At 36.8% G+C, this 22,261-nt stretch carries 18 protein-coding genes and 3 tRNA genes; 4 read left to right on the forward strand and 17 right to left on the reverse strand.

The features are described from left to right. Positions 1-56: 56 nt before the first annotated feature. The 3 genes from AAFN64_RS10585 to AAFN64_RS10595 form a co-directional block, all read right to left on the reverse strand. A complete protein-coding gene (locus tag AAFN64_RS10585) occupies positions 57-695 on the reverse strand; it encodes a hypothetical protein (RefSeq protein WP_300492210.1) in 639 nt (212 codons plus the stop codon). An 18-nt stretch (positions 696-713) separates the two neighbouring features. Continuing rightward, entirely contained in the window at positions 714-1,049 is a 336-nt protein-coding gene (locus AAFN64_RS10590; protein WP_300492211.1) for a DUF4844 domain-containing protein, read from the reverse strand. Between the two features lie 348 nt (positions 1,050-1,397). Then, positions 1,398-1,862 (reverse strand): hypothetical protein, encoded by a 465-nt coding sequence (locus AAFN64_RS10595; RefSeq protein WP_347760411.1) that lies wholly within the window; start codon positions 1,860-1,862, stop codon positions 1,398-1,400. Between the two features lie 176 nt (positions 1,863-2,038). Here AAFN64_RS10595 and AAFN64_RS10600 point away from each other — a divergent pair, with 176 nt between their 5' ends. Together AAFN64_RS10600 and AAFN64_RS10605 are read left to right on the forward strand one after the other, a co-directional pair. Continuing rightward, positions 2,039-2,623: a hypothetical protein gene (locus AAFN64_RS10600; RefSeq protein WP_300492214.1), complete on the forward strand. Its 585-nt coding sequence runs from the start codon at positions 2,039-2,041 to the stop codon at positions 2,621-2,623. Then, positions 2,613-3,365 (forward strand): hypothetical protein, encoded by a 753-nt coding sequence (locus AAFN64_RS10605; RefSeq protein ID WP_347760412.1) that lies wholly within the window; start codon positions 2,613-2,615, stop codon positions 3,363-3,365. Before AAFN64_RS10600 ends, AAFN64_RS10605 begins: the two co-directional genes overlap by 11 nt. Before the next feature lie 62 nt (positions 3,366-3,427). Here the strand turns inward: AAFN64_RS10605 and AAFN64_RS10610 are convergent, their stop codons facing one another. The 12 genes from AAFN64_RS10610 to AAFN64_RS10665 form a co-directional block, all read right to left on the reverse strand. Then, the gene (locus tag AAFN64_RS10610) at positions 3,428-4,072 is read right to left on the reverse strand and encodes a hypothetical protein (RefSeq protein WP_347760413.1); all 645 of its coding nucleotides are present in this window, start codon (positions 4,070-4,072) and stop codon (positions 3,428-3,430) included. 18 nt (positions 4,073-4,090) lie between these two features. Then, positions 4,091-4,681: a hypothetical protein gene (locus tag AAFN64_RS10615; RefSeq protein ID WP_347760414.1), complete on the reverse strand. Its 591-nt coding sequence runs from the start codon at positions 4,679-4,681 to the stop codon at positions 4,091-4,093. Between the two features lie 273 nt (positions 4,682-4,954). After that, positions 4,955-5,806, reverse strand: a complete 852-nt coding sequence (locus AAFN64_RS10620) for a hypothetical protein (protein WP_347760415.1) — start codon at positions 5,804-5,806, stop codon at positions 4,955-4,957. A gap of 199 nt (positions 5,807-6,005) precedes the next feature. After that, positions 6,006-6,221 carry a class I lanthipeptide gene (locus tag AAFN64_RS10625; RefSeq protein ID WP_300491931.1) on the reverse strand — a complete coding sequence of 72 codons (216 nt, stop codon included), beginning with the start codon at positions 6,219-6,221 and terminating at the stop codon, positions 6,006-6,008. A gap of 171 nt (positions 6,222-6,392) precedes the next feature. Then, complete coding sequence (locus tag AAFN64_RS10630) at positions 6,393-7,289, reverse strand: leucine-rich repeat protein (protein ID WP_347760416.1); 897 nt, start codon at positions 7,287-7,289, stop codon at positions 6,393-6,395. A gap of 115 nt (positions 7,290-7,404) precedes the next feature. Beyond that, entirely contained in the window at positions 7,405-8,634 is a 1,230-nt protein-coding gene (locus tag AAFN64_RS10635) for a leucine-rich repeat protein (protein WP_347760417.1), read from the reverse strand. An 18-nt stretch (positions 8,635-8,652) separates the two neighbouring features. Further along, the gene (locus AAFN64_RS10640; protein ID WP_347760418.1) at positions 8,653-9,960 is read right to left on the reverse strand and encodes a leucine-rich repeat protein; all 1,308 of its coding nucleotides are present in this window, start codon (positions 9,958-9,960) and stop codon (positions 8,653-8,655) included. A gap of 32 nt (positions 9,961-9,992) precedes the next feature. Continuing rightward, the gene (locus AAFN64_RS10645) at positions 9,993-12,503 is read right to left on the reverse strand and encodes a leucine-rich repeat protein (protein ID WP_347760419.1); all 2,511 of its coding nucleotides are present in this window, start codon (positions 12,501-12,503) and stop codon (positions 9,993-9,995) included. 320 nt (positions 12,504-12,823) lie between these two features. Beyond that, a complete protein-coding gene (locus AAFN64_RS10650; protein WP_347760420.1) occupies positions 12,824-15,268 on the reverse strand; it encodes a leucine-rich repeat protein in 2,445 nt (814 codons plus the stop codon). 263 nt (positions 15,269-15,531) lie between these two features. Continuing rightward, positions 15,532-15,605, reverse strand: a tRNA-Arg gene (locus AAFN64_RS10655). Positions 15,606-15,645: 40 nt separating this feature from the next. After that, positions 15,646-15,720: transfer RNA gene (locus AAFN64_RS10660), tRNA-Pro, on the reverse strand. Between the two features lie 8 nt (positions 15,721-15,728). Continuing rightward, positions 15,729-15,812, reverse strand: a tRNA-Ser gene (locus tag AAFN64_RS10665). Between the two features lie 322 nt (positions 15,813-16,134). Here AAFN64_RS10665 and AAFN64_RS10670 point away from each other — a divergent pair. After that, positions 16,135-17,313, forward strand: coding sequence for an acetyl-CoA C-acyltransferase (locus AAFN64_RS10670; protein ID WP_300487909.1), 1,179 nt, complete (start codon positions 16,135-16,137; stop codon positions 17,311-17,313). 85 nt (positions 17,314-17,398) lie between these two features. After that, positions 17,399-18,160: a C40 family peptidase gene (locus AAFN64_RS10675; protein ID WP_136401719.1), complete on the forward strand. Its 762-nt coding sequence runs from the start codon at positions 17,399-17,401 to the stop codon at positions 18,158-18,160. Positions 18,161-18,199: 39 nt separating this feature from the next. Here the strand turns inward: AAFN64_RS10675 and AAFN64_RS10680 are convergent, their stop codons facing one another. Both AAFN64_RS10680 and gyrA read right to left on the reverse strand, forming a co-directional pair. Then, on the reverse strand, positions 18,200-19,525 hold the full coding sequence (locus tag AAFN64_RS10680; RefSeq protein ID WP_347760421.1) for a tetratricopeptide repeat protein: 1,326 nt from the start codon (positions 19,523-19,525) through the stop codon (positions 18,200-18,202). Between the two features lie 24 nt (positions 19,526-19,549). After that, positions 19,550-22,048 (reverse strand): DNA gyrase subunit A, encoded by a 2,499-nt coding sequence (gene gyrA / locus AAFN64_RS10685; RefSeq protein ID WP_300487902.1) that lies wholly within the window; start codon positions 22,046-22,048, stop codon positions 19,550-19,552. Positions 22,049-22,261: the final 213 nt, after the last annotated feature.

The following is a 22,261-nucleotide window of genomic DNA, read 5'->3' on the forward strand; positions in this document are numbered from 1 at the left end:
GAGAAAACCAGTTTCTCTTTTTATAGTATTTTTCGAAATAATGACTGTTATTCGGTTTAGTATTTTTCCAGTTCTCCCCGTTGTACGATGACACTGTCTTTTATAACAAAAACACCATTGGTAATTTGTGGCTTTTCACTGGCGTCATTATGGAAGGCAAACTCGTACTCTTCGATAAAACCGTTATATAAATCTCTTGATGTATTGCTTGCAATCGCTTTAAAATAACCCCGTCTTGGAACGGCTACTAATATCTCATCCGATTTTAATACGGTATGCAATTCATCCAGAAATGGCTTGTGTAATAAGAATTCACTGCTAAACTCATGTCCGCAGGCATTCACTTCAAAATGGTCGTGGTATTGGAATACCTCGTAAGGAACTTTTATGGCTTCAAGATTTGCCTGCGCTTCGTCGTACATCTTGTTAAGCTCCTCATAATGCGTCCCTGTTTTATACGGAACATATACCAAATTATTCGGCATATCATGTGCTAATGCGATGACAATCTTAGGGTTTTCAAACGTTCCGATTAAAGGTGTGAACAAGGCTCCGTTTTGTATACCGATCCAGTCTCCATTTCGTAAAACGGGATAGATTTTACCGCCATCACCAGCCAGTATTTGATTTAATTCTTTTTGGTCTTGCAATTCACTTCCCGTTTGTCCGTGTACTTGCTTAAAATCGTTGTCCATGTTATGTTTTAAATTTGGTTAAATAAGGTTTCGAAGATCGTCCGGGCTACAATCCCATTCTACAATAAGGATAATCCGGTTGAGGTATTGCCGGATATAAATAAAATCGTTGTCATTCAGTTGAAAACATTTGAATTTGTCTATTGTTGTGTGAATGATATCCAGTAACATCAGGCGGTCGAGTCCGTCTTCTATTTTTGAATAAATTTCGAAAATACTTCGGTCGATGATTTTACTGAGTTCGACTCGTACCATTTCATTATCCAAACCCGGATAATAAATGGAAAGCGGCATCGTAAATTTGGGTTCTTTACGTAGCTGCACTAATTTTTCTTTAATTGATTTGTGGGGCATAAATCAGTTAATTGTTAGTGCCATTGCAAAAAATAAAAACGCCTGAAGACAATACTGTATCGTAGGTTTTACGGTATTGTCATGCATTTTTTCGGGTGGTACGTTTTTGGATCGGGTACAATTGTTATTGCGTTACACACGATACTTCCCGTTTCTATATTTTTTGGTGGCTGGTTGTTTTTTGAGTTGTTTAATTCGTCAAACTTAAATCATTTTTCAAGTACTATACAAACTAAATTAACAAAATAAGTATTTATACACAACCCGAATTAACGTATTACATAAAAACGCGTACAAATGTTACGAAAATAAAATTTTTTGTAAGAATTCTAATAGTATTAAACCGATTTAATGCTTTATAACCACGTCCAATTGCCGTCCTTCCTGTAGTGCTTTTTTATCCATATTTGTACCCACCGCAATTCCGATTGCCATACCAATAGGAAGTCCGATTCCCAACAAGCCCATATTACCCAAACTCAATCCTAATACTGTTCCAAGTGGTATTCCAAAAGCCGACATTCCAATGGCCAACCAAAGCGTCATATAATATTTTTGCGGTACGATTTTTACTTCTTTTTCAACCAGTCGAACAATTTTAGTCTGCTTTTCTTTAAACAGCTTTCGCAATTTGTCATCCGTTAAAGTGGTTGTATTTAGCACTTCAATATCCTTATTAATGGATTCGATAAGTGTATCGGGTAATTCCTTTTTTCGTAATTCTTCCAGCAATTTTTGAAATTGCGTATAAAGCGGTGGCAGTTTACTGTTTTCCGAAGTGTTTTGAATTTCTTTTAATTCGATTATTTTCATAACGTTTTTGATCTGCGTTTCTTTCTGTAAATGTATATAAAAACAAATATCGGACTACCTATAGGTGTTTTATTTTGTAAAAAACTTCGGATATTTGTTTCGAATTTGATTTTATAAAATCACCTACAAACAACAATTATAGCAAGTGTAATCAATCCGTGAAGTGTCAATAATAAATGAGAAATAAAGCTCTGAAAATAATTTTCATCGTTATAGTAGTCCTACTATCGGGGTTTGCAACTTTAACGCAAATAAATTTTCTGGATTATCAGAAGCCGGTTCGTTTTAAAGACATTGATCAAGTTACTTTAAATGACTTTAAAGGTTTGGAATTCTTCCAAAAATCACTTTATGGGAATAAATCCTTTGCCTATATAAAAACATCAATAGATTATGAATTTAAGGATGACTCTCTTCGGATTGAATCTTTTTTTCATCCATCAAGTTCATATGTCTATAATAAAAAAGCTTATAGCAAAGAGTTACTAACGCATGAAATCTATCATTTTAAGATAACAGAATTATACACCCGAATTGCAAAAAAAAGAATTTCAGATTTAAAGAACGTAACGAAAAATCAAGCTGAAGATTTGATTGATGCAATTAAACAGGAGGAACAAAACTATCAAATACAATATGACGATGATACTTTTCACAGTTATGTTTTAAGTGAACAAAAGAAATATGAGAAAACTATAGATAGTTTATTAAATTTACATCGAAATTTTAAAAATCCAAAAATATATTTAAATGAAAAATAGCGTATTTATTGCTTTTATGACACTTTCTTTATGTTTTATTAGCTGTAAAGAGGAGCCTAAATTTCCTCTTGATAAAAAATATTGGGATACTAATGATTATGATAATGCAATACGTGAAATAAAATATAATACGAAACAAGGAGAAAAATATCCAACTTTTGATGATCCGGAAACCAAACAATTATTAGAAAAACTGACAGACGAAGAAAATTTTAAAGTCATTTTAGATGATAAAGAACTTGGAATAAAACACAAAAGCGAAGTTGCTCAGGAATTCTTTAATCAGTGGAAATCCATGAATGATATTTATACTGAAATTGACAGAACGGATAAATATGTTTATGAAAAAGAATTGGTCGAAATCCAGAATTTTGGTTTAGAGTTACAAATCAAATATTTTAAACTGGGGAACGATGCAATAATTGAAAAATCCGATGATCCTAATTCACAAGAAGTAAAAAATGTTGTAAATTCAAATGTAAATTCTCTTGTAGACAACATGATGATTTATCTTGATGCGATTAATGCCGAAAAGTCTTTTTCTAAAGTTGGTTTAGATTTAATTTCTTCCGGAATAGATAAAAATTTTACAGAATTAATACAGGTATATCCTGATTTTGATTACAGTAGATTACTCGAAAAAATAGACCTGTTGCTAAACAAAACAAAGTCAGAAAATATTAAGCAGTCTTTATTAAAAATTAAACAGCTTATTGAATCTAAGGCAAACAACAAAAACTAGATTTTTCTTGTCTGATTAGAGTTTCAAGTGCTATACAAACCATAGGCAATATTTGTAAACCATTACTTATTACCTATGGTTTGTGTAAAAACGATAGTCCCGTTTTCGTCTTTTTTTCGGCTGATCTTATATAAGTCACCATCATTAAAATAAGGAAGGACTTTTTCTTTTATAAAGACCGGCAGTTTCATACATTTTTCCAGATCTTCGGTACGTGTCTGACTTAGAGTTTCATATCCCTTATGTTCTTCTAAATCGTTTAAAGTGGCTATTTTTTGAGCTTCCGCTTTATAGCATTCGTATTCTTCTTCAGTAATAAAAAAGAGAACACTTGGATCGATAAATGGCAATTCTGAATCCGATTGAACCATTTTGTCTTTTATTTCGGGTTCCATTATTTTTACTTGTCCCGCCCATTCATTACAGGGTATTACACTATACAACTCACCATATAATAGTGCTATACTGATATCGTCTGTTGATTGAATTGTGCGATAATCACAATGAGGTGGCCAGGATTCGTGTATGCTTTCTATTTTGGGTAGAAAATGAATTGCTGCATAGTGACGGTGACCTAACGACAGTTTAAAAATGCCTTTCGTTATATCCTGTCCAAAATCTTCGTCATAAAGTTGTAAGTCATCATCTTGATACTGACTGTCGGTATAATACAATGAATAATTAAAGTCCCTTTTATAAAGTTTCATATTGTCATAAATTTATTCCTACATAGGAATTACAGCACCCTTATTGTCTCTTTTTCTTTTTAAACCGGATAATTCATAATCCGATAAATAAGACGAATTGATAATCCTGTTTTCTAAAAACACAGCTAATTTGTATTCTCTTTTTAAATCTTCTATAAAAGCGTTTTGTCTATAAAACACATGATAGGTATCACCGTATTTATCTGTAAAAAATATATTTCTGACTTCTCGAATGTATTTTTTATACGTTCTAATGGAAACATAGAATACGATAATTTCAGACGCTATGTCTTCTATTGCAACATTAAATTGTTTTGCAATAACCGCCTTACTAATGATTCTATTTTTTCCTTCATTAGCATCGGAGGGTGTAACCACATATTTACTTTCAAACAAACAAGCCATCCGAACTCCTTGAGTGGTCGTATCGTCGTAGCTATAGGCTTCGATTAATTCGTCAATATTTTCAATATGGGGAATAAATCGAACGTCTACAAAGTGATTTAAGAATAATGTAAAAACTCCTTTTGATAGATTTTTCGCATAATCTCCCTGATCTGCTTCTCTGGCATATCCAATTCTAAAATCATATCGTGGTAAATGATGCATCTGGTTATTTTTAATTGTTTATCCGATTGCTGCATTGTAGTATCCTATACATAAGCAATCTGTTTTTAATGCAAATACTAATCTTTTTATAAATGTAATAGTATTCTTTCAATAAACTTTTATTTAACTGTTTATTTATATAAACATATAGCTAAAACTAGTAATAATGAAGAAATAGAACTCTCAAAATTAACCGATTAGAATCATTATAAAACATAAAGGACAAATCAATGATTTGCCCTTTTGTAACTCTTATGCTATACGATACGAAAATTATTTACGGTATAATGGACATCGCTTTAAAAGATATTCCAATGGTCCGCTATACGAACCGTCTGTATTGGTCAAAAAAGCTTTGTGCGATTGATTGTAAATACTTGCGTTTGTATCCATATAGATCGCCAGGCTTACACTTACTTCATATCGCTGCTGCGAATAACTGTTCGTTCCGCCATAACTGCTTACTCCTTTTACTTTTTCATTGTCATCTCTTTTTACTTTGGTATCACTATATCCACTTGACGAACTGGTTTGCGCGCCTTTATTTTGTATTACAGTACCGTCAATAAGGTATTCAACTCCCAAAACATCACATAGTTCTTTCATTGTAAAACTGCGCATTTTATCACGGGTGATATCATTTTTACTTAACAGGGCATTTGTTGTACGCGGATCAAGAATCGTATAGCCCGCCGAATGCTCAACCAGAAAAGCGTATGTATCCTGCTGCGCCTGATACCCTACTTCCTCCGATCCCGGTTGTCGATCCATTAAGAAACCAAAAGGCAAGATCGCAATTTTATTATGATGATCAACAGGTGAAGCAGTCATCGTAACAGCATCATTTTTTCGTTCCGCGTCGGGTTGAACCGGATGACTAAATAACTCTACCCTTCCGCTCGAATGCACGATACGTAAAACATCGCTTTTTTTGATAGTGTATTCCAGGGTTTCACCGGAGTAAATGAATTTTAGATTTTCGTCCGAAATCCCGGTAATTTTACCTTTCATCTCTTCTCCGTTCGTTTTTATTATAACGTCAACTTTTGCCGGAGTACGGGTTTGTGCTACCGATATATTTGTAAATAAAACCAATATCAGTATTAGGGAATAAAATGTTCTCATTGTGTTTGAGTTTAGTTGAAAATACTACTATAAAAATAGTACAAATTTTAACATTTAGTTGTCCTTGCCGTATTTTCTTTACGTTAATCCCCTAATTTACAGGACTACCGTTTTACTACGAAAAATAAAAATACCCTGTTACTTAAAAAGTAGCAGGGTATTATTGTCATTTTGTAAAGACAAATAGTAACCTTTGTTTTTATGGTTCTAAAGGAGGACAATCTCTGGTTAATAATGGAATTTCACAACCGATTGCTCGGGTAAGTTCCGGCGGTCCCATCGGATCAATACAGATCATTACCGATTGTGTGTAGGTAAAAGGTAATGCAGGACCTACACCTCCACCGTTAATAGCGCTTTTCTCGCTATCGGTTAACACAGAAACTACTTTCTTTCTAAGGTTAAGCTTTTTCATTATATAATTGGTTTTAGGGTTGTTCTATTCAGAATTTTAAAAATAACCAATTAAATAATAATTGCTTACCCTTATTTAGGGTATTTTGCCCTATTTTATATTTATATAAAAAAAATAATGAGTCAATATGAAAGCAATCAACCTATAAATTTCTTTTTTAGTCCTTTTTATTTATTGTGATGCAATTTTATGTTCTAACGCTTCTATAGCTGTTTTTAGCGTTTCGCCATGTGCCGAAAAATCTTCTTTTTCGACTAAAACGGTTTCGGATATATTAGGAACTCCACCTTTACAGTTATTAAAAATAAACCCGGTATGGATTCGTATTCCATCTGAAGATTCGGACTTTTCAATAATGGTTAATACCCTATTAACTGATTTTACAGCGTATTGATACTCGCCAAACCGTACTTTGGTTAAAGCATCACATTTCTGAAAATTATCCTTTCCAACAGAAGTCAGTTTGGGAGCCTCGAAACGAATTAGTGCATCACAATATCTAAAATTGCCGCTACCAATAGACGTTAACTTGGGAATTTCAAAGTCGGTTAACGTGTTACATTCGTTGAAATTTTCATCACCGATATACCTTAACAAGGGCGCTTCGAAGCGGGTTAGCGCATCACAGCCATTGAAATTTTCGTCGACAATAGCCTTCAGTAATGGAGCTTCAAATTCGGTTAATGCGTTACAATATCTAAAATTATCACCTCCAAAATCTTTCAGCACAGGAGCTATAAAACGAAGTAGTGCGTCGCACTCGTTGAAATTGTCGAATCCGATGGAAGTCAGCAAAGGTGCCTCGAAGCTTGTTAGCGCATTACAAACCCTAAAATTTAAGTTTCCGATAGACGTCAACAAAGGGGCTTCGAAATGGGTTAGTTCCTCACATTCGTTAAAATTTTCGTCTCCGATAGAAATTAATCCAGGTGCGACAACTTTAACCAGTTCCTCCTGCTCTTGAATAGCACCATTCTTTATTTTTTCTACCGATTCCGGTAAATAAAGCACTCCGTCTTTTATATCGGTTGGATCAATACTTATTAGTTTGTTTTTTTGTATTTTCATAAATAATTAATAAAAAAGTGTTTTTATCTGGTAAAATAGTTTAATCTGTTATAGTGCGGTAACCATTTTATAATAGGCCTCTGTGATTACTATATCTTCGTAGATCGGTTCTTTTTTATGGTTTCGCTTCCATTTTAAGTTCTAACGCTTTCATTGCCGTTTCTACCGTTTCGCCATGAGCAAAAAAGCCGTCTTTTTCGGCTAAAACGGTTTCTGTTAGATCAGGAATTCCTTCATTACATTCATTGAAAATAAACCCGGTATGAATTCCTATTCCATTTACGGTTTTGGATCTTTCTATAATGGTTAATAATCCATCTGCTGCTTTTACAGTATAGTTATACGTACCGAATTGCACTTCGGTTAGCGCGTCACAAGCTCTAAAATTGTAGTCTCCGATTGTGATCAGTTCGGGAGCCTCGAAACGGGTTAACGCATAACATTTTATAAAATTATCGCCGCCAAGGAGTACTAGTTCGGGTACCACAAAGTGCGTTAATGCGTAACAATACCTAAAATTAAAATCCCCTATAGTCTTCAACATAGGAGCTTCAAAATGGATTAACGCTCTGCATTCTTTAAAATTGTCGTCTCTAATCCACATCAGTTCAGGTGTCTTAAAGTGCGTTAGTGCATCACAATACCAAAAGTTAAAATCTCCCATATCCGTCAATCCAGGAGCTTCAAAATGGGTTAATACATCACATTCGTAGCAATTTTTGTTTCCCATATCATTCAGCATAGGAATCGCGAGATCGGTTAATGCATCACAAAAATAGAAATTGTCATTTTGCATCGAAAACAACATAGGAGCCTCGAAGGAGATTAGCGCCCTACAAAAACCAAAATTGTCACTTCCGATTGTCGTCAAAACGGGCGCTCTAAAGCGAGTCAGTGCATTACATTCCCTGAAAATATGGTGTTGTACAGACGTTAGCATAGGTGACTCGAACTGGGTTAGTGCGTTACATTTATAGAAATTATAAGTCCCAATAGTCGTTAATCTGGGCGCTTCGAAGTCGGTTAGCGCACTACATTCATAGAAATTTCTGTTTCCGATGGTCGTTAACAGCGGAGCTGCAAAACTAGTTAGCGCACTACATTCATAGAAATTTTCGTTTCCGATAGTCTCCAACAGCGGCGCTACAAAACTCGTTAGCGCCTGACATTGGTAACAATTTTTGTTTTTAAGAGCCATTAATCCGGGCGCGACAACTTTAACCAGTTCCGGCTGATTTTGAATAACCGCTTCCCCAATTGATAGTATCGATTCCGGTAAATAAAGTACCCCGTCTATTATATCTCCTGAATCAATTTTTTTTAAGATGCCATATTGTATTTCCATAATGCTGCTATAACTATTCTAAATACTTTCAAAAGTGATTAATGCTTTGAATTGCTCCATTCCATAAGCATTCGTTTTTTCGAGAATCGGTAACAGTTCTTTTGCGGTGAGTGATTCCACGGTAATATTATTTTCTTCCCGCCAGTTTTTAATTCCCTGTTCGCAGGCACCGGTAATCGTTCTATAATACAGCTCCGTTATCACGGTATCTTCCCCGATCGGTTCTTTTTTTATTCTTTCGACTGCGATTTTAAACTGTAAATCTTCCATTGCTTTTTTTACCGTTTCGCCATGGGCAAAAAAACCGTCTTTTTCAACTAAAACGGTTTCCGACAGATAGGGAGCTCCTCCATTGTAACTATTAAAAATAAACCCGGTATGGATTCGTATTCCATTTACGTTTTTCGTTTTCTCAATAATCGTTAGTAGTCTGTCCGCTGATTTAACGGTGTAGTGATACTTGTCGAATCGTATCTCTGTTAGCACATCACACTCCTCAAAATTTCCAGTTCCCATAATCTCTAGCTTCGGAAAATCAAAATGGGTTAGCGCGCAAGCGAAAAAATTATCCCGCCCGATAGCCTTGAGCATAGGAGTATTAAAGCGCTGTAATGCAAAACAGAAAGCAAAATTATCATGTCCTATAGAATTCAACATGGGAGCTTCGAAATCGATAAGCGCCTCGCATTTGTAGAAATTATCGTCGTCAATTGCAGTCAGCATAGGAACTATAAAGTTGGTAAGTGCTTTACAGGTTCTAAAATTTAACTCTCTTATCTCTGTCAGTACGGGAGCCTCAAAGTGCGTTAACGCATTGCATTCTTCAAAATTACTGTACCCTATTAAAGTCAACACAGGAACCACAAAGTCGATTAGCGCGTTACAAAATTGAAAATTAGCGTAATTGATTACATTTAGCGCGGGAGCTTCAAAACGGGTTAACGCATTACAATGATCAAAATTATAGCTTTCGATAGTAGTCAGCATCGGAGCCTCGAAACGCGTTAACGCATTACATTGATAGAAATTTCCATCCCCAATAGAAGTCAGCGAGGGAGTCGTAAAACGGATTAAAGCATTGCAAAATCTAAAGTTATAACCTCCGATAGTTTTCAGCATGGGAGCTTCGAAATGTGTTAGTGCTTTACATTCGAGAAAATTTTCATTTTCAATAGTAGTCAATCCGGGCGCGACAACTGTAACAAGATCAGGCTGATCTTTAATAACCCAATCCCCTATTGTTTCGACCGATTCCGGCAAATAAAGTACGCCGTCTTTTATATCGTCTGAATTGATACTTACTAATCTGTTGTTTTGTATCTCCATAATAACGAATGTAAAAAAGTGTTATAACGATTCTAGCTAATCTCAAAAGTGATTAATGCTTTGAATTTTTCAATTCCATAAGCATTTGTTTTTTCGAGAATCGGTAACAATTCTTTTGCTGTAAACGATTCCTCAGTAATATTGTTTTGTTCCCGCCATTGTTTAACTCCTTGTGTGCAAGCACCGGTAATGGTTTTATAATACGCCTCCGTTATCACAGTATCTTCGTGAATCGGTTCCTTTTTTATTTTTTTGGCTATAATTTTAAACTGTAAATCTTCAATTGCTTGTTTTACCGTTTCGCCATGAGCAAAAAAACCGTCTTTTCCAACTAAAAATGTTTCGGATAGATCCGGGACGCCATCCATACCATCATTAAAAATAAATCCGGTATGGATTTCTATTTCATTTAAGGTTTTGGACTTTTCGATAATGGTTAATAATCCATCTACCGATTTTACAGTGTATCGATGTTGTCCAAACTGTACGTCGGTTAACGCACTACAATATCTAAAATTGTCATATCCGATAGTGGTTAACATCGGAGCCTCAAAACCGGTTAGCGCGTAACACCTGTAAAAATTGTCTTCCCCCATAGTAGTCAACACAGGAGTTACAAAATCGGTTAGTACCTTACACTCATAGAAATTTTTATCCCCAATTGAAGTCAATATCGGAGCCTCGAAACGCGTTAACTCGTCACATTCTTTAAAATTACTTCCCTCGATAGCCAATAGCACAGGCGCCTTGAAGTTGGTCAGCAGATCGCATCTTCTAAAATTCTCTTTTCCCATAGCCGTCAACGCAGGAATCTCTAAGTGGGTAAAACTATTCGATCGGAAGAAATTGTTGTCTCCAATAGCGTTTAGCACAGGAACCTCTAAGTGGCATAGTGTCAAACAATTGAAAAAATTATTATTCCCAATAGAAACCAACACGGGAACCTGGAAATGTGTTAGTGCTTCACAATCGTCGAAATTGTAATTTCTCATAGTCGTCAGCATCGGAGCCTCGAAACTAGTTAGCACTCTACAAGACATAAAATTGGTGCTTCCAATAAACGTCAGTATGGGAGCCTTAAAAAAGGTAAGTGACCGACAAAATTGAAAATTGTTTTTTCCGATAGCGGGCAACACAGGTGCCTTAAAGCCAATTAATGCGTCACATTCATAGAAATTTTTGTTTCCGATGGAAGTCAACTCAGAAGCTTCGAAATTGGCTAAAACATTACAATATCTAAAATTGCCATTTCCGATAGTCGTCAGTGTAGGATTGTCGAATCCGATTAATGCATTACATTCATAAAAATTATTATCTCCGATAGCTGTCAATACAGGAGTTTTAAAGTTCATCAGCATGTGACACTCATAGAAATTTTTATTTCCGATAGTAGTTAGCATCGGAGCTTTAAAATCCGTTAATGCATTACATTCATAGCAGTTTTTATCCCCAATTGAAGTCAAAAGAGGGACTTTAAAGCCCGTTAATGTGTTACACTCATAGAAATTCTTATTTCCGATGGAAGTTAGCATTGGAGCCTCAAAACTGATTAACGCATTGCATTCATAGAAATTTTTGTTTCCGATGGAAGTCAGCGCGGAACTTTCAAAATCACGAAACCCACATTCGTAAAAATTACGATCTCCGATAGACGTCAGCAAAGGAGCTATAAAGTGGGTTAATCCACTACAGAATCTAAAATTTTTGTTTTCGATAGCCGTCAGTATCGGAGCTTCGAAGTGGCTTAGTTTTTTACAACCGTAAAAATTGTCGTTCCCGAAAGCTGTCAGTACCGGAGCTTCAAAGCCGCTTAGCGCTTCGCATCGATCGAAATTATCGTTTCCGACACCTTCCAGCATGGGCAGTTTAACGTCGGTTAATACGGTACAAAGTCCAAAATTGAAGTCTCCAATAGTTATCAGTTCGGGAGCTTCAAAGTCGGTTAAAGTATTACACTGGTAGAAATTCTTGTTTCCAATCTCATTCAGCAAAGGAATCTCCAAGCGGGTTAACGCACTACATTCGTAGAAATTTTTATCTTTTATATTTCCCAGTATGGGAGCCTTAAAGTGAGTTAATGCTTTACAATTGTAGAAATTTTTGTTTCCGATATCTTCCAACTTAGGAGCTTCAAAACCGGTCAACGCTTTACAATTATAGAAGTTTTTGTTTCCGATTCTATATAATTCGGAAATTTCAACGCTCGTTAAGCTACTACACTGGTTAAAATTTTTGTTTCCGATGGATCGCAATTCGGGAGCTACTAATGTAGTTAGTGCATTACATTCGTAGAAACTTTCATCATATATGGACAATAACTCCGGAGCCTCCAAACGGGTTAACGCATTACAAAATCTGAAATTGCCGGTTTTAATAAAACTTAATCCGGGTGCTACAACTGTAACCAGATCCGGCTGGTTTTGAATAACCCAATCCCCTATTAATACTACCGATTCCGGTAAATAAAGCACACCATCCTTTATGTCGCTTGAATCAATATGTACTAAAACGTCGTGTTTTCCGGGTTCTTTTTTTATTTTCATGATACTATTTTCAATGAATAATTACTCCTATATAAACCGTAACATGATAATCCTGATTGATAACAGAAATATAGTATCTGAATATCCTTTTTTTCTTACAGATTAAATAGTTTGTAATTTTACAACTATTTTCAGAATAGGCAACAGAAAAAAGAGTAGTTCTAAATCAAAAGGATATAAAATGTATTAAAAGCACGTTGAAAAGAATTTCAGTGAAGTGTAAAAACAAGAAAACCACTGAAAAATCAGTGGTTTAACCTGTGATCGCGACAGGATTCGAACCTGTGACCAACTATACGTTATTTTCTTTTGTAACGACTCTAACTTTCCTCAAAAGTGATTAATGCTTTGAACTTCTCCATTCCATAAGCATTTGTTTTTTCGAGAATCGGTAGAAGCTCTTTTGCTGTGAACGATTCTTCACTAATATTGTTTTGTTCCCGCCATCGTTTAACTCCTTGTGTACAAGCGCCAGTAATGGTTTTGTAATACGCCTCCGTTATCACAGTATCTTCGTTAATCGGTTCTTTTTTTATTTTTTTGGGTCTAATTTTAAACTGTAAATCCTCAATTGCTTGTTTTAACGTTTCGCCATGGGCAAAAAAACCGTCTTTTCCAACTAAAAATGTTTCCGATAGATCCGGAATGCCATCCATACAATCATTAAAAATAAACCCGGAATAAATTTCTATTCCATTTAGCTTTTTGGACTTTTCTATAATGGTTAACAATCCATCTACCGATTTTACGGTGTATCGATGTTGTCCAAATTGTACGTCGGTTAACGCACTACAATATCTAAAATTGTCATACCCGATAGTGGTTAACATCGGAGCCTCAAAACCTGTTAGTACATTACATTCGTTAAAATTTTTATCCCCAATAGAAGTCAGCACAGGAGTTTCAACATCGATTAATACCTTACACTCATTAAAATTTTTATCCCCAATAGAAGTCAATATCGGAGCCTCGAAACCTGTTAACATGTCACATTCTTTAAAATTGCTTCCCTCCATAGCCAATAGCACAGGCGCCTTGAAGTTGACCAGCAGATCGCATCTTCTAAAATTCTCTTTTCCCATAGCAGTCAACGCAGGAATCTCTAAGTGGGTAAAACTATTCGATCGGAAGAAATTGTTGTTTCCAATAGCAGTTAGCATAGGAACCTCTAAGTGGCATAGTGCTTCACAATTGTCGAAATTGGAATCTCTCATAGTCGTCAGCATCGGAGCCTCGAAACGGGTTAGCACTCCACAAGACATAAAATTGGCGCTTTCAATAAACGTTAGTATAGGAGCCTTAAAAAAGGTAAATGACCCACAAAATTTAAAATTTTTTTTTCCGATAGCAGGCAGCACAGGTGCTTCAAAGCCAATTAATGCGTCACATCCGTAGAAATTGTTGTTTCCGATGGAAGTCAGCGCGGAAGCTTCGAAATTGGCTAAAACATTACAATATCTAAAATTGTCATTTCCGATAGTCGTCAGTGTAGGATTGTCGAATCCAGTTAGTGCATTACATTCATAAAAATTATTATCCCCTATAACAGTCAATACAGGAGTTTTAAAGTTCATCAGCATGTGACACTCGTAGAAATTTTTATTTCCGATAGTAGTTAGCATCGGAGCTTTAAAATCCGTTAATGCATTACATTCATAGAAGTTTTCATCCCCGATTGAATTCAAAAGAGGGACTTTAAAGCCATTTAATGTATTACACTCATAGAAATTCTTATTTCCGATGGAAGTTAGCATTGGAGCCTCAAAATCGATTAACGCATTGCATTCATAGAAATTTTTGTTTCCGATGGAAGTCAGCGCAGAAGCTTCGAAATCACTAAACCCACATTCGTAAAAATTACAATCTCCGATAGACGTCAGCAAAGGAGCTATAAAGTGGGTTAATCCACTACAGAATTTAAAATTTTTGTTTTCGATAGCCGTCAGTAGCGGAGCCTCAAAACGAGTTAAGATTTTACAACCGTAAAAATTATCATTACCAAAAGCTGTCAGCACTGGGGCTACAAAGTCGCTTAGCGCCTCGCATCGATCGAAATTATCGTTTCCGACACCTTCCAGCATGGGCAGTTTAACGTCGGCTAATGCGGTACACCGTCCAAAATTGAAGTCTCCGATAGAAGTTAGTTCGGGAGCTTCAAAGTCGGTTAAGGTATTACACTGGTAGAAATTTTTGTTTCCAATCTCGTATAGTATGGGAGTTCCTAGGCGGGTTAGCGCACTACATTCGTAGAAATTTTTATCTTTTATATTTCCCAGTATGGGAGCCTCAAAGTGAGTTAATGCTTTACAATTGTAGAAATTTTTGTTTCCGATAACCTCCAGCTTAGGAGCTTCAAAACCGGTCAACGCTTTACAATTGTAAAAGTTCTTGCTTCCAATTGAATATAATTCGAAAATTTCAACGCTCGTTAAACTACTACATTGGTTAAAATTTTTGTTTCCGATGGATCGCAATTCGGGAGCTACTAATGTAGTTAGTGCATTACATTCGTAGAAACTTTCATCATATATGGACAATAACTTTGGAGCCTCCAAGCGGGTTAACGCATTACAAAATCTGAAATTGCCGGTTTGAATAAAACCTAATCCGGGTGCTACAACTGTAACCAGATCCGGCTGGTTTTGAATAACCCAATCCCCTATTAATACTACCGATTCCGGCAAATAAAGCACACCATCCTTTATGTCGCTTGAATCAATATGTACTAAAATGTCGTGACTTCCAGGTTCTTTTTTTATTTTCATGATATTATTTTCAATGAATAATTACTCCTATATAAACCCGTAACAAAATAACCCAGATCGATAACAGAAATAAAGTATCTGATATCCTTTTTTTCTTACAGAATAAATAGATTGTAATTTTACAACTATTTTCAGAATAGACAACAGAAAAAAGTGTAGTTCCATATCAAAATGATATAAAATGTATTAAAAACACGTTGCGTGGAGAATTTCAGTGAAGTGCAAAAACAAGAAAACCACTGAAAAATCAGTGGTTTAACCTGTGATCGCGACAGGATTCGAACCTGTGACCGCCTGCTTAGAAGGCAGGTGCTCTATCCAGCTGAGCTACGCGACCTAAATCCTTTGTTTCAATTAAATTGGGAATTGAAATGTTGTCGGGGTGGCAGGATTCGAACCTGCGACCTCCTGGTCCCAAACCAGGCGCGATGACCGGGCTACGCTACACCCCGAAAAAAAGCGGAGAGACAGGGACTCGAACCCTGGCGACGGTTACCCGTCGACAGATTAGCAATCTGCTCCGTTACCACTCCGGCACCTCTCCTGCTTAGTAAGGAATTTACTTCCTTGTTTGCGGTTGCAAATGTAGAACAACATTCCATTTTCTGCAAGTATTTTCGAGTATTTTTTTCATTTTTTTTACTTTTTTCCGAAAACTATTTCACTGTCAACAACATAGAAATTACAAAAATTTTACAATTTCATTACCCGGAGCGATTTTCCAGCATTTACAGGCTTCCAAAAACATTTGTAAGTAAAGTATTCGGTGGTCAACCCTAAGAAAATAACGGCACACTATATATATATGCGCAAAATTGGTTAAATTCGCAACTTCAAGAATAATAACAAACCAACAACTAATAATCATGAGTAAAAAAGTAGTAATCGTTTCAGCGGTTAGAACACCGATAGGAAGCTTTATGGGTGCTTTATCTACTGTAACAGCGCCACAATTGGGAGCTACTGCAATAAAAGGAGCCTTAAACAAGATCAATTTAGATCCGAACCTGGTTGACGAAGTAATAATGGGTAATGTGGTTCAGGCCGGAGTTGGTCAGGCACCCGCACGTCAGGCTGCGATTTACGCAGGACTACCGAATTCTGTAGTTTGTACAACTGTAAACAAAGTATGTGCCTCAGGTATGAAATCCATTATGCAAGGTGCGCAGGCTATTATGGCCGGTGATGCTGAAATCGTGGTAGCCGGAGGTATGGAAAACATGAGTTTGATTCCACACTACGTACATTTACGAAACGGATATAAATTTGGCCCGGCTTCTATGGTAGATGGTATGCAGAAAGACGGTTTAACCGATGCATACGATAACAACGCTATGGGTGTTTCTGCCGATTTATGTGCTACAGAATATAAAATCACCCGTGAAGAGCAGGATGCTTTTGCGATTCAATCGTATGAGCGTTCGGCAAAAGCATGGGATGCCAATAAATTTGACAATGAAATCGTACCGGTAGCCGTTCCGCAACGTAAAGGCGATCCGATCATGGTTACAAAAGATGAGGAATATACTAACGTTAAATTAGACAAGATTCCTACTCTAAACGCTGTATTTACTAAAGACGGAACTGTAACGGCCGCAAACGCTTCTACAATCAACGACGGAGCTGCTGCAGTGGTATTAATGAGCGAAGATAAAGCCAACGCTCTTGGTTTAAAACCGCTTGCTTATATTAAAAGTTATGCCGATGCTGCACAAGAGCCAAAATGGTTTACAACAGCACCTGCAAAAGCATTACCAAAAGCATTAGACAAAGCTGGAATCGCACTTGCTGACGTTGATTTCTTCGAATTTAACGAAGCGTTCTCTGTAGTAGGATTGGCAAATGCTAAAATCTTAGGATTGGAAAATGATAAAGTAAACGTAAACGGTGGTGCCGTATCTTTAGGTCACCCACTGGGATGTTCCGGAGCGCGTATCGTAGTTACGTTATTAAACGTTTTAGAACAAAACAATGCCAAAATCGGTGCAGCTGCTATCTGTAATGGTGGTGGTGGTGCTTCGGCTATTGTGATCGAAAGAGCTTAATTAGAATTTTTAAATGATGCGTTTTAAATCGGGCGGGTTTCCCGGAAAGATTTAAGGCGCATCATTCACTTTAAAATCAATCTGAATGTTTGCAATTTGTAATCTTGCTATTGTACCATTACGTGCCGAATCCAACGACAGAAGCGAATTAGTTTCCCAGGTTTTATTTGGGGAACATTTCAAAATTTTAGAGCAAACCACCAATTGGGCTAAAATAAAACTGGCATTTGACGGTTACGAAGGTTGGGTTGACAATAAACAGTTTCAGCTAATTTCAGAAGAACAGTATCAGGCCATCTCCAATTCGGCTGCCATATTAAATGCCGATCTGATCGAGTATATTACCACTCCGAATAACTTTCTGATTCCAATCCCGATTGGCAGTTCGCTGTCGTTTTTGGATTTCCCGGAAATTAACACGGCTCAGTTTGCATTCGAAGGCGTAAAAATTTGCGGTATCAAGCCCAAATCGGAATTGATCAAAACCGCTTTTATGTATCTGAATGCGCCCTATTTATGGGGTGGCAAAACACCTTTTGGAATCGATTGTTCGGGTTTTACACAAATGGTGTACAAACTCAACGGCTATTCGATTTTACGGGACGCTTCACAACAAGCCACGCAAGGCGAAGCGTTGAGTTTTATAGAAGAAAGTGAACCGGGCGATTTGGCCTTTTTTGATAATGAAGAAGGAAAAATTATCCATGTGGGAATGATTATGGAAAACAACTATATCATTCACGCCCACGGAAAAGTCCGTATTGACCGACTGGATCATCTTGGAATTTACAATGTCGACACCGGAAGGCATTCTCATAATCTCCGTGTCATCAAAAAAATAGTATAAAAAAAACCGAAACTCAACGTTTCGGTTTTTTTATTGTTATTATTTCTGTGCTTTTAATGCTTTGTATTTTGCATCCATTTCCAACACCTGATAAGCGTTTAACAATACCGCTTTGATGTTTGGTTCTTTTGGTTCGATTTGCAATGCTTTTTCGAAATACGGCAAAGCATCCGTATACATTTTATTACGTTTTGCTTTTAACTCGTCAAATCGTTTGTTGTCTTTTGGAGTAGTTCCTAAAGAGTTCATCTCTTTCACCATTTTGTCCTCACCAAACAACATTAATGCACCTAAGTTATTGTAGGCATTAAAATAGTTTGGATTCACTTCGATAGCACGCTTGTAATATTTTTTAGCATCTTCAATATCACCGGAATTTGTGCTGATTACACCTAGGTTAAACAACAAATCGGCATCGTTTGGATCTTTTTCCAATACTTCGGTGATGATTCGCTTATAGTTGGTAAAATCTTTAGCATCCAAATATAAATTTGCTTCCGCCAACATTAAACTGGTATCACCAGGATTTGCTGCTTTTGCTTCGCTGATCGCTTTTTTAGCTTCATCAATTTTTCCCTGATGTACTAAGATAGAGGCGATATTTTTATAGATCTCTCCTCTTTTCGAAGGCACTTTTTCGTCTCTTGGTTTTTCGTGTAGACCTAATTTGATTGACGCTTTACGGTCGGCATCCGAGTTAAAAGACTCTTCATTTCCGGAAGCTTTATTTACAGCGTAATACATCGTTCCTTCACCCGAATAATTGATATTTTTTAACTCGTACAGATATTTTAACGCTAAATCAAAATCCTGAGCCTGTAATGCTAAGATCGAAGCATTGTATAAATTTCCTTCGTCTTTTTTATCCAGATTATAAATCGCTTCAAAAACCTGACCCGCTTCTTTAAATTTAGAAGCCTGATTTAAGGTAATCGCATAATTAATCAATACCGGTTTGTATTCTGTAATCGTCTCGTTAATATCGTCGGTATATACTTTTTTACCGTTTTTTTTCTCGAAATCCAACGTAGCATTTAAACTTGTTGCCATTTCATTTATTTTAGCCGGTGTAAAAGCTTTAACCAACGCCTGCATATTTGGTGCCCCTCCGGAAGCTGCCGATGCCGTCATTAGTTCTAACAACGGAGTCATTGCCTTATAGAAATTGGCATAAACCAAATCGGATTCGGCTAATCCGGACATTCCACTTAATTTATTTGCCGCCGATTTGTATTCAGATATGTCCGAAGTCGACAACACATCTTTTGCATATAATTTTTTCAGCGTTTTCAATTCATCTTTCTGTGCAAATGAAGCCGCAGAAAATAGCATTGATGTCGCTAATAAAGCATATTTAATTTTCATCTGTTAGTGATTTAGGTTGTTTATTTATTCTTGAGATTCAGTTATTTCTGAGTTATCCATATCTTCATTTTCCGATCCGTCATTTTCTTCGCGCATTACTTTAGTAACAGCCGCAATCGAATCGTTTCCTTTGATATTAATCAAACGTACACCTTGTGTCGCACGTCCCATAACTCTCAAATCGGAAACCGCCATACGAATCGTTAATCCGGATTTATTGATAATCATCAAGTCATCGGCATCGGTTACGTTATTAATCGAAACCAAACTTCCGGTTTTATCGGTAATATTTAGCGTTTTCACACCTTTACCACCACGGTTTGTAATACGGTAGTCTTCCAGCGACGAACGTTTTCCATATCCGTTTTCCGAAACAACCAAAATTTCACTTTCCATATCGTTTACCGAAACCATTCCGATTACTTCATCTTTTTCGTCAGCCAATGTAATACCGCGAACTCCCGAAGCACTTCTTCCCATCGGACGGGTTTTTCCTTCTTCGAAACGAACCAATTTTCCGGATTTCACCGCAATTAGAATCTGACTTTCTCCGTTGGTTAATTTTGCTTCCAGTAGCTCATCGTCTTCTTTAATTGTAATCGCATTGATACCATTTTGACGCGGACGGGAATATTGTTCCAACGGTGTCTTTTTAACCTGACCTTGTTTAGTAGCCATGATCACATAATGACTGTTGATGTACTCTTCGTCTTTTAAATCCTGCGTACAGATAAATGCTTTTACTTTATCGTCGTTCTCGATATTAATAAGGTTTTGGATAGCTCTACCTTTACTGGTTTTACTTCCTTCCGGAATTTCGTAAACGCGCATCCAGAAACATTTTCCTTTTTGCGTGAAGAACAACATATATTGGTGGTTGGTTGCTACAAACAAATGTTCCAGGAAATCCTGGTCGCGCGTGGCCACACCTTTTTGTCCTACTCCTCCTCTATTTTGTGTTTTGTATTCCGATAGCGGTGTACGTTTGATATATCCGGCATGCGAAATCGTAATAACCACATTTTCATCGGCAATCAAATCTTCGATACTCACATCACCTCCGGCATATTCAATAACCGAGCGACGATTGTCACCGTATTTATCGCGGATTTCCGCTAATTCATCTTTAATAACACCCATTCTCATTTCCTTGCTTGCCAATAATTCTCGTAAATAAGCAATCAATTTCATGATCTCGTCGTATTCCGCACGTAACTTATCCTGCTCCAGTCCGGTTAACTGACGTAAACGCATTTCTACGATAGCACGCGATTGGATATCCGATAAATTAAAGCGCTCTACTAATTTTTCTTTAGCTTCATCGGCGTTTTTAGACGCACGAATCAACGCGATTACTTCGTCAATATTATCCGAAGCAATGATCAGACCTTCTAAGATATGCGCTCTTTCTTCTGCTTTGCGCAAATCGAATTCCGCACGACGGGTTACTACTTCATGACGGTGTTCCACAAAATAGTGGATCAGATCTTTTAGGTTTAACAATTGCGGACGTCCTTTTACCAATGCGATATTATTCACACTGAACGACGACTGTAATTGTGTGTATTTATAAAGGGTATTCAATACGATATTCGGAACCGCTTCACGTTTTAACACATAAACGATACGCATACCGTTACGATCCGATTCGTCACGGATCGTCGAAATACCTTCGATTCTCTTTTCATTAACCAGGTCGGCTGTCTTTTTGATCATTTCCGCCTTATTCACCTGGTATGGGATTTCCGTCACGATAATCGACTCACGACCGTCTACTTCTTCGAAGTTGGCTTTCGCACGAACAACCACACGTCCTCTACCGGTTTTAAAAGCTTCACGAACACCTTCGTAACCATAAATCACACCTCCGGTTGGGAAATCCGGTGCCTTGATGTACTGCATTAGCTCATCTATCTCGATATCATTATTATCGATATACGCTAGAGTACCATCTATCACTTCCGTTAAATTGTGTGGCGCCATATTCGTTGCCATACCTACCGCAATACCGGAAGCACCATTAATTAACAGGTTCGGGATTTTGGTTGGCATTACTTTAGGCTCCTCTAAAGTATCGTCAAAGTTTAACTGGAAATCAACTGTTTCTTTATCAATATCGGCAAGAATTTCTTCCGAAAGTTTTTTCATTCTTGCTTCCGTATAACGCATAGCTGCCGGACTGTCACCATCGATGGAACCGAAGTTCCCCTGGCCGTCCACTAAAAGATATCGCAAACTCCATTCCTGAGCCATACGAACCATAGCATCGTAAACAGAGCTGTCCCCGTGCGGGTGGTATTTCCCCAGAACTTCTCCTACGATTCTGGCCGATTTTTTATGTGCTCTATTCGATAATACTCCTAATTCATACATTCCGAACAATACTCTTCGGTGAACCGGTTTCAAGCCATCTCTAACATCAGGAAGCGCCCTTGATACAATTACTGACATCGAATAATCGATGTAAGCAGATTTCATTTCGTCCTCAATGTTAATAGGAATTAACTTTTCTCCTTCAGACATAAGTTGTTATATTAAAAAATTATAGTTATTTCAAAACGTGCCAATATACATATTTTTCCAGTAAAGAATCACATTTTTCTGTATAAATTTCAGCGATTTATCAACAGTAAAAACCACCGGAATGCTTAAAAATTCACACTTTTTAACTTTTATATGTCGTTTTTTTTTTGTCAATTAGCATAAAGGAGATCCCTCAAAATGTCAGGTATGGTT

It is taken from the genome of Flavobacterium sp. CAU 1735 (genome assembly GCF_039888695.1).
Taxonomy (GTDB): Bacteria; Bacteroidota; Bacteroidia; order Flavobacteriales; family Flavobacteriaceae; genus Flavobacterium.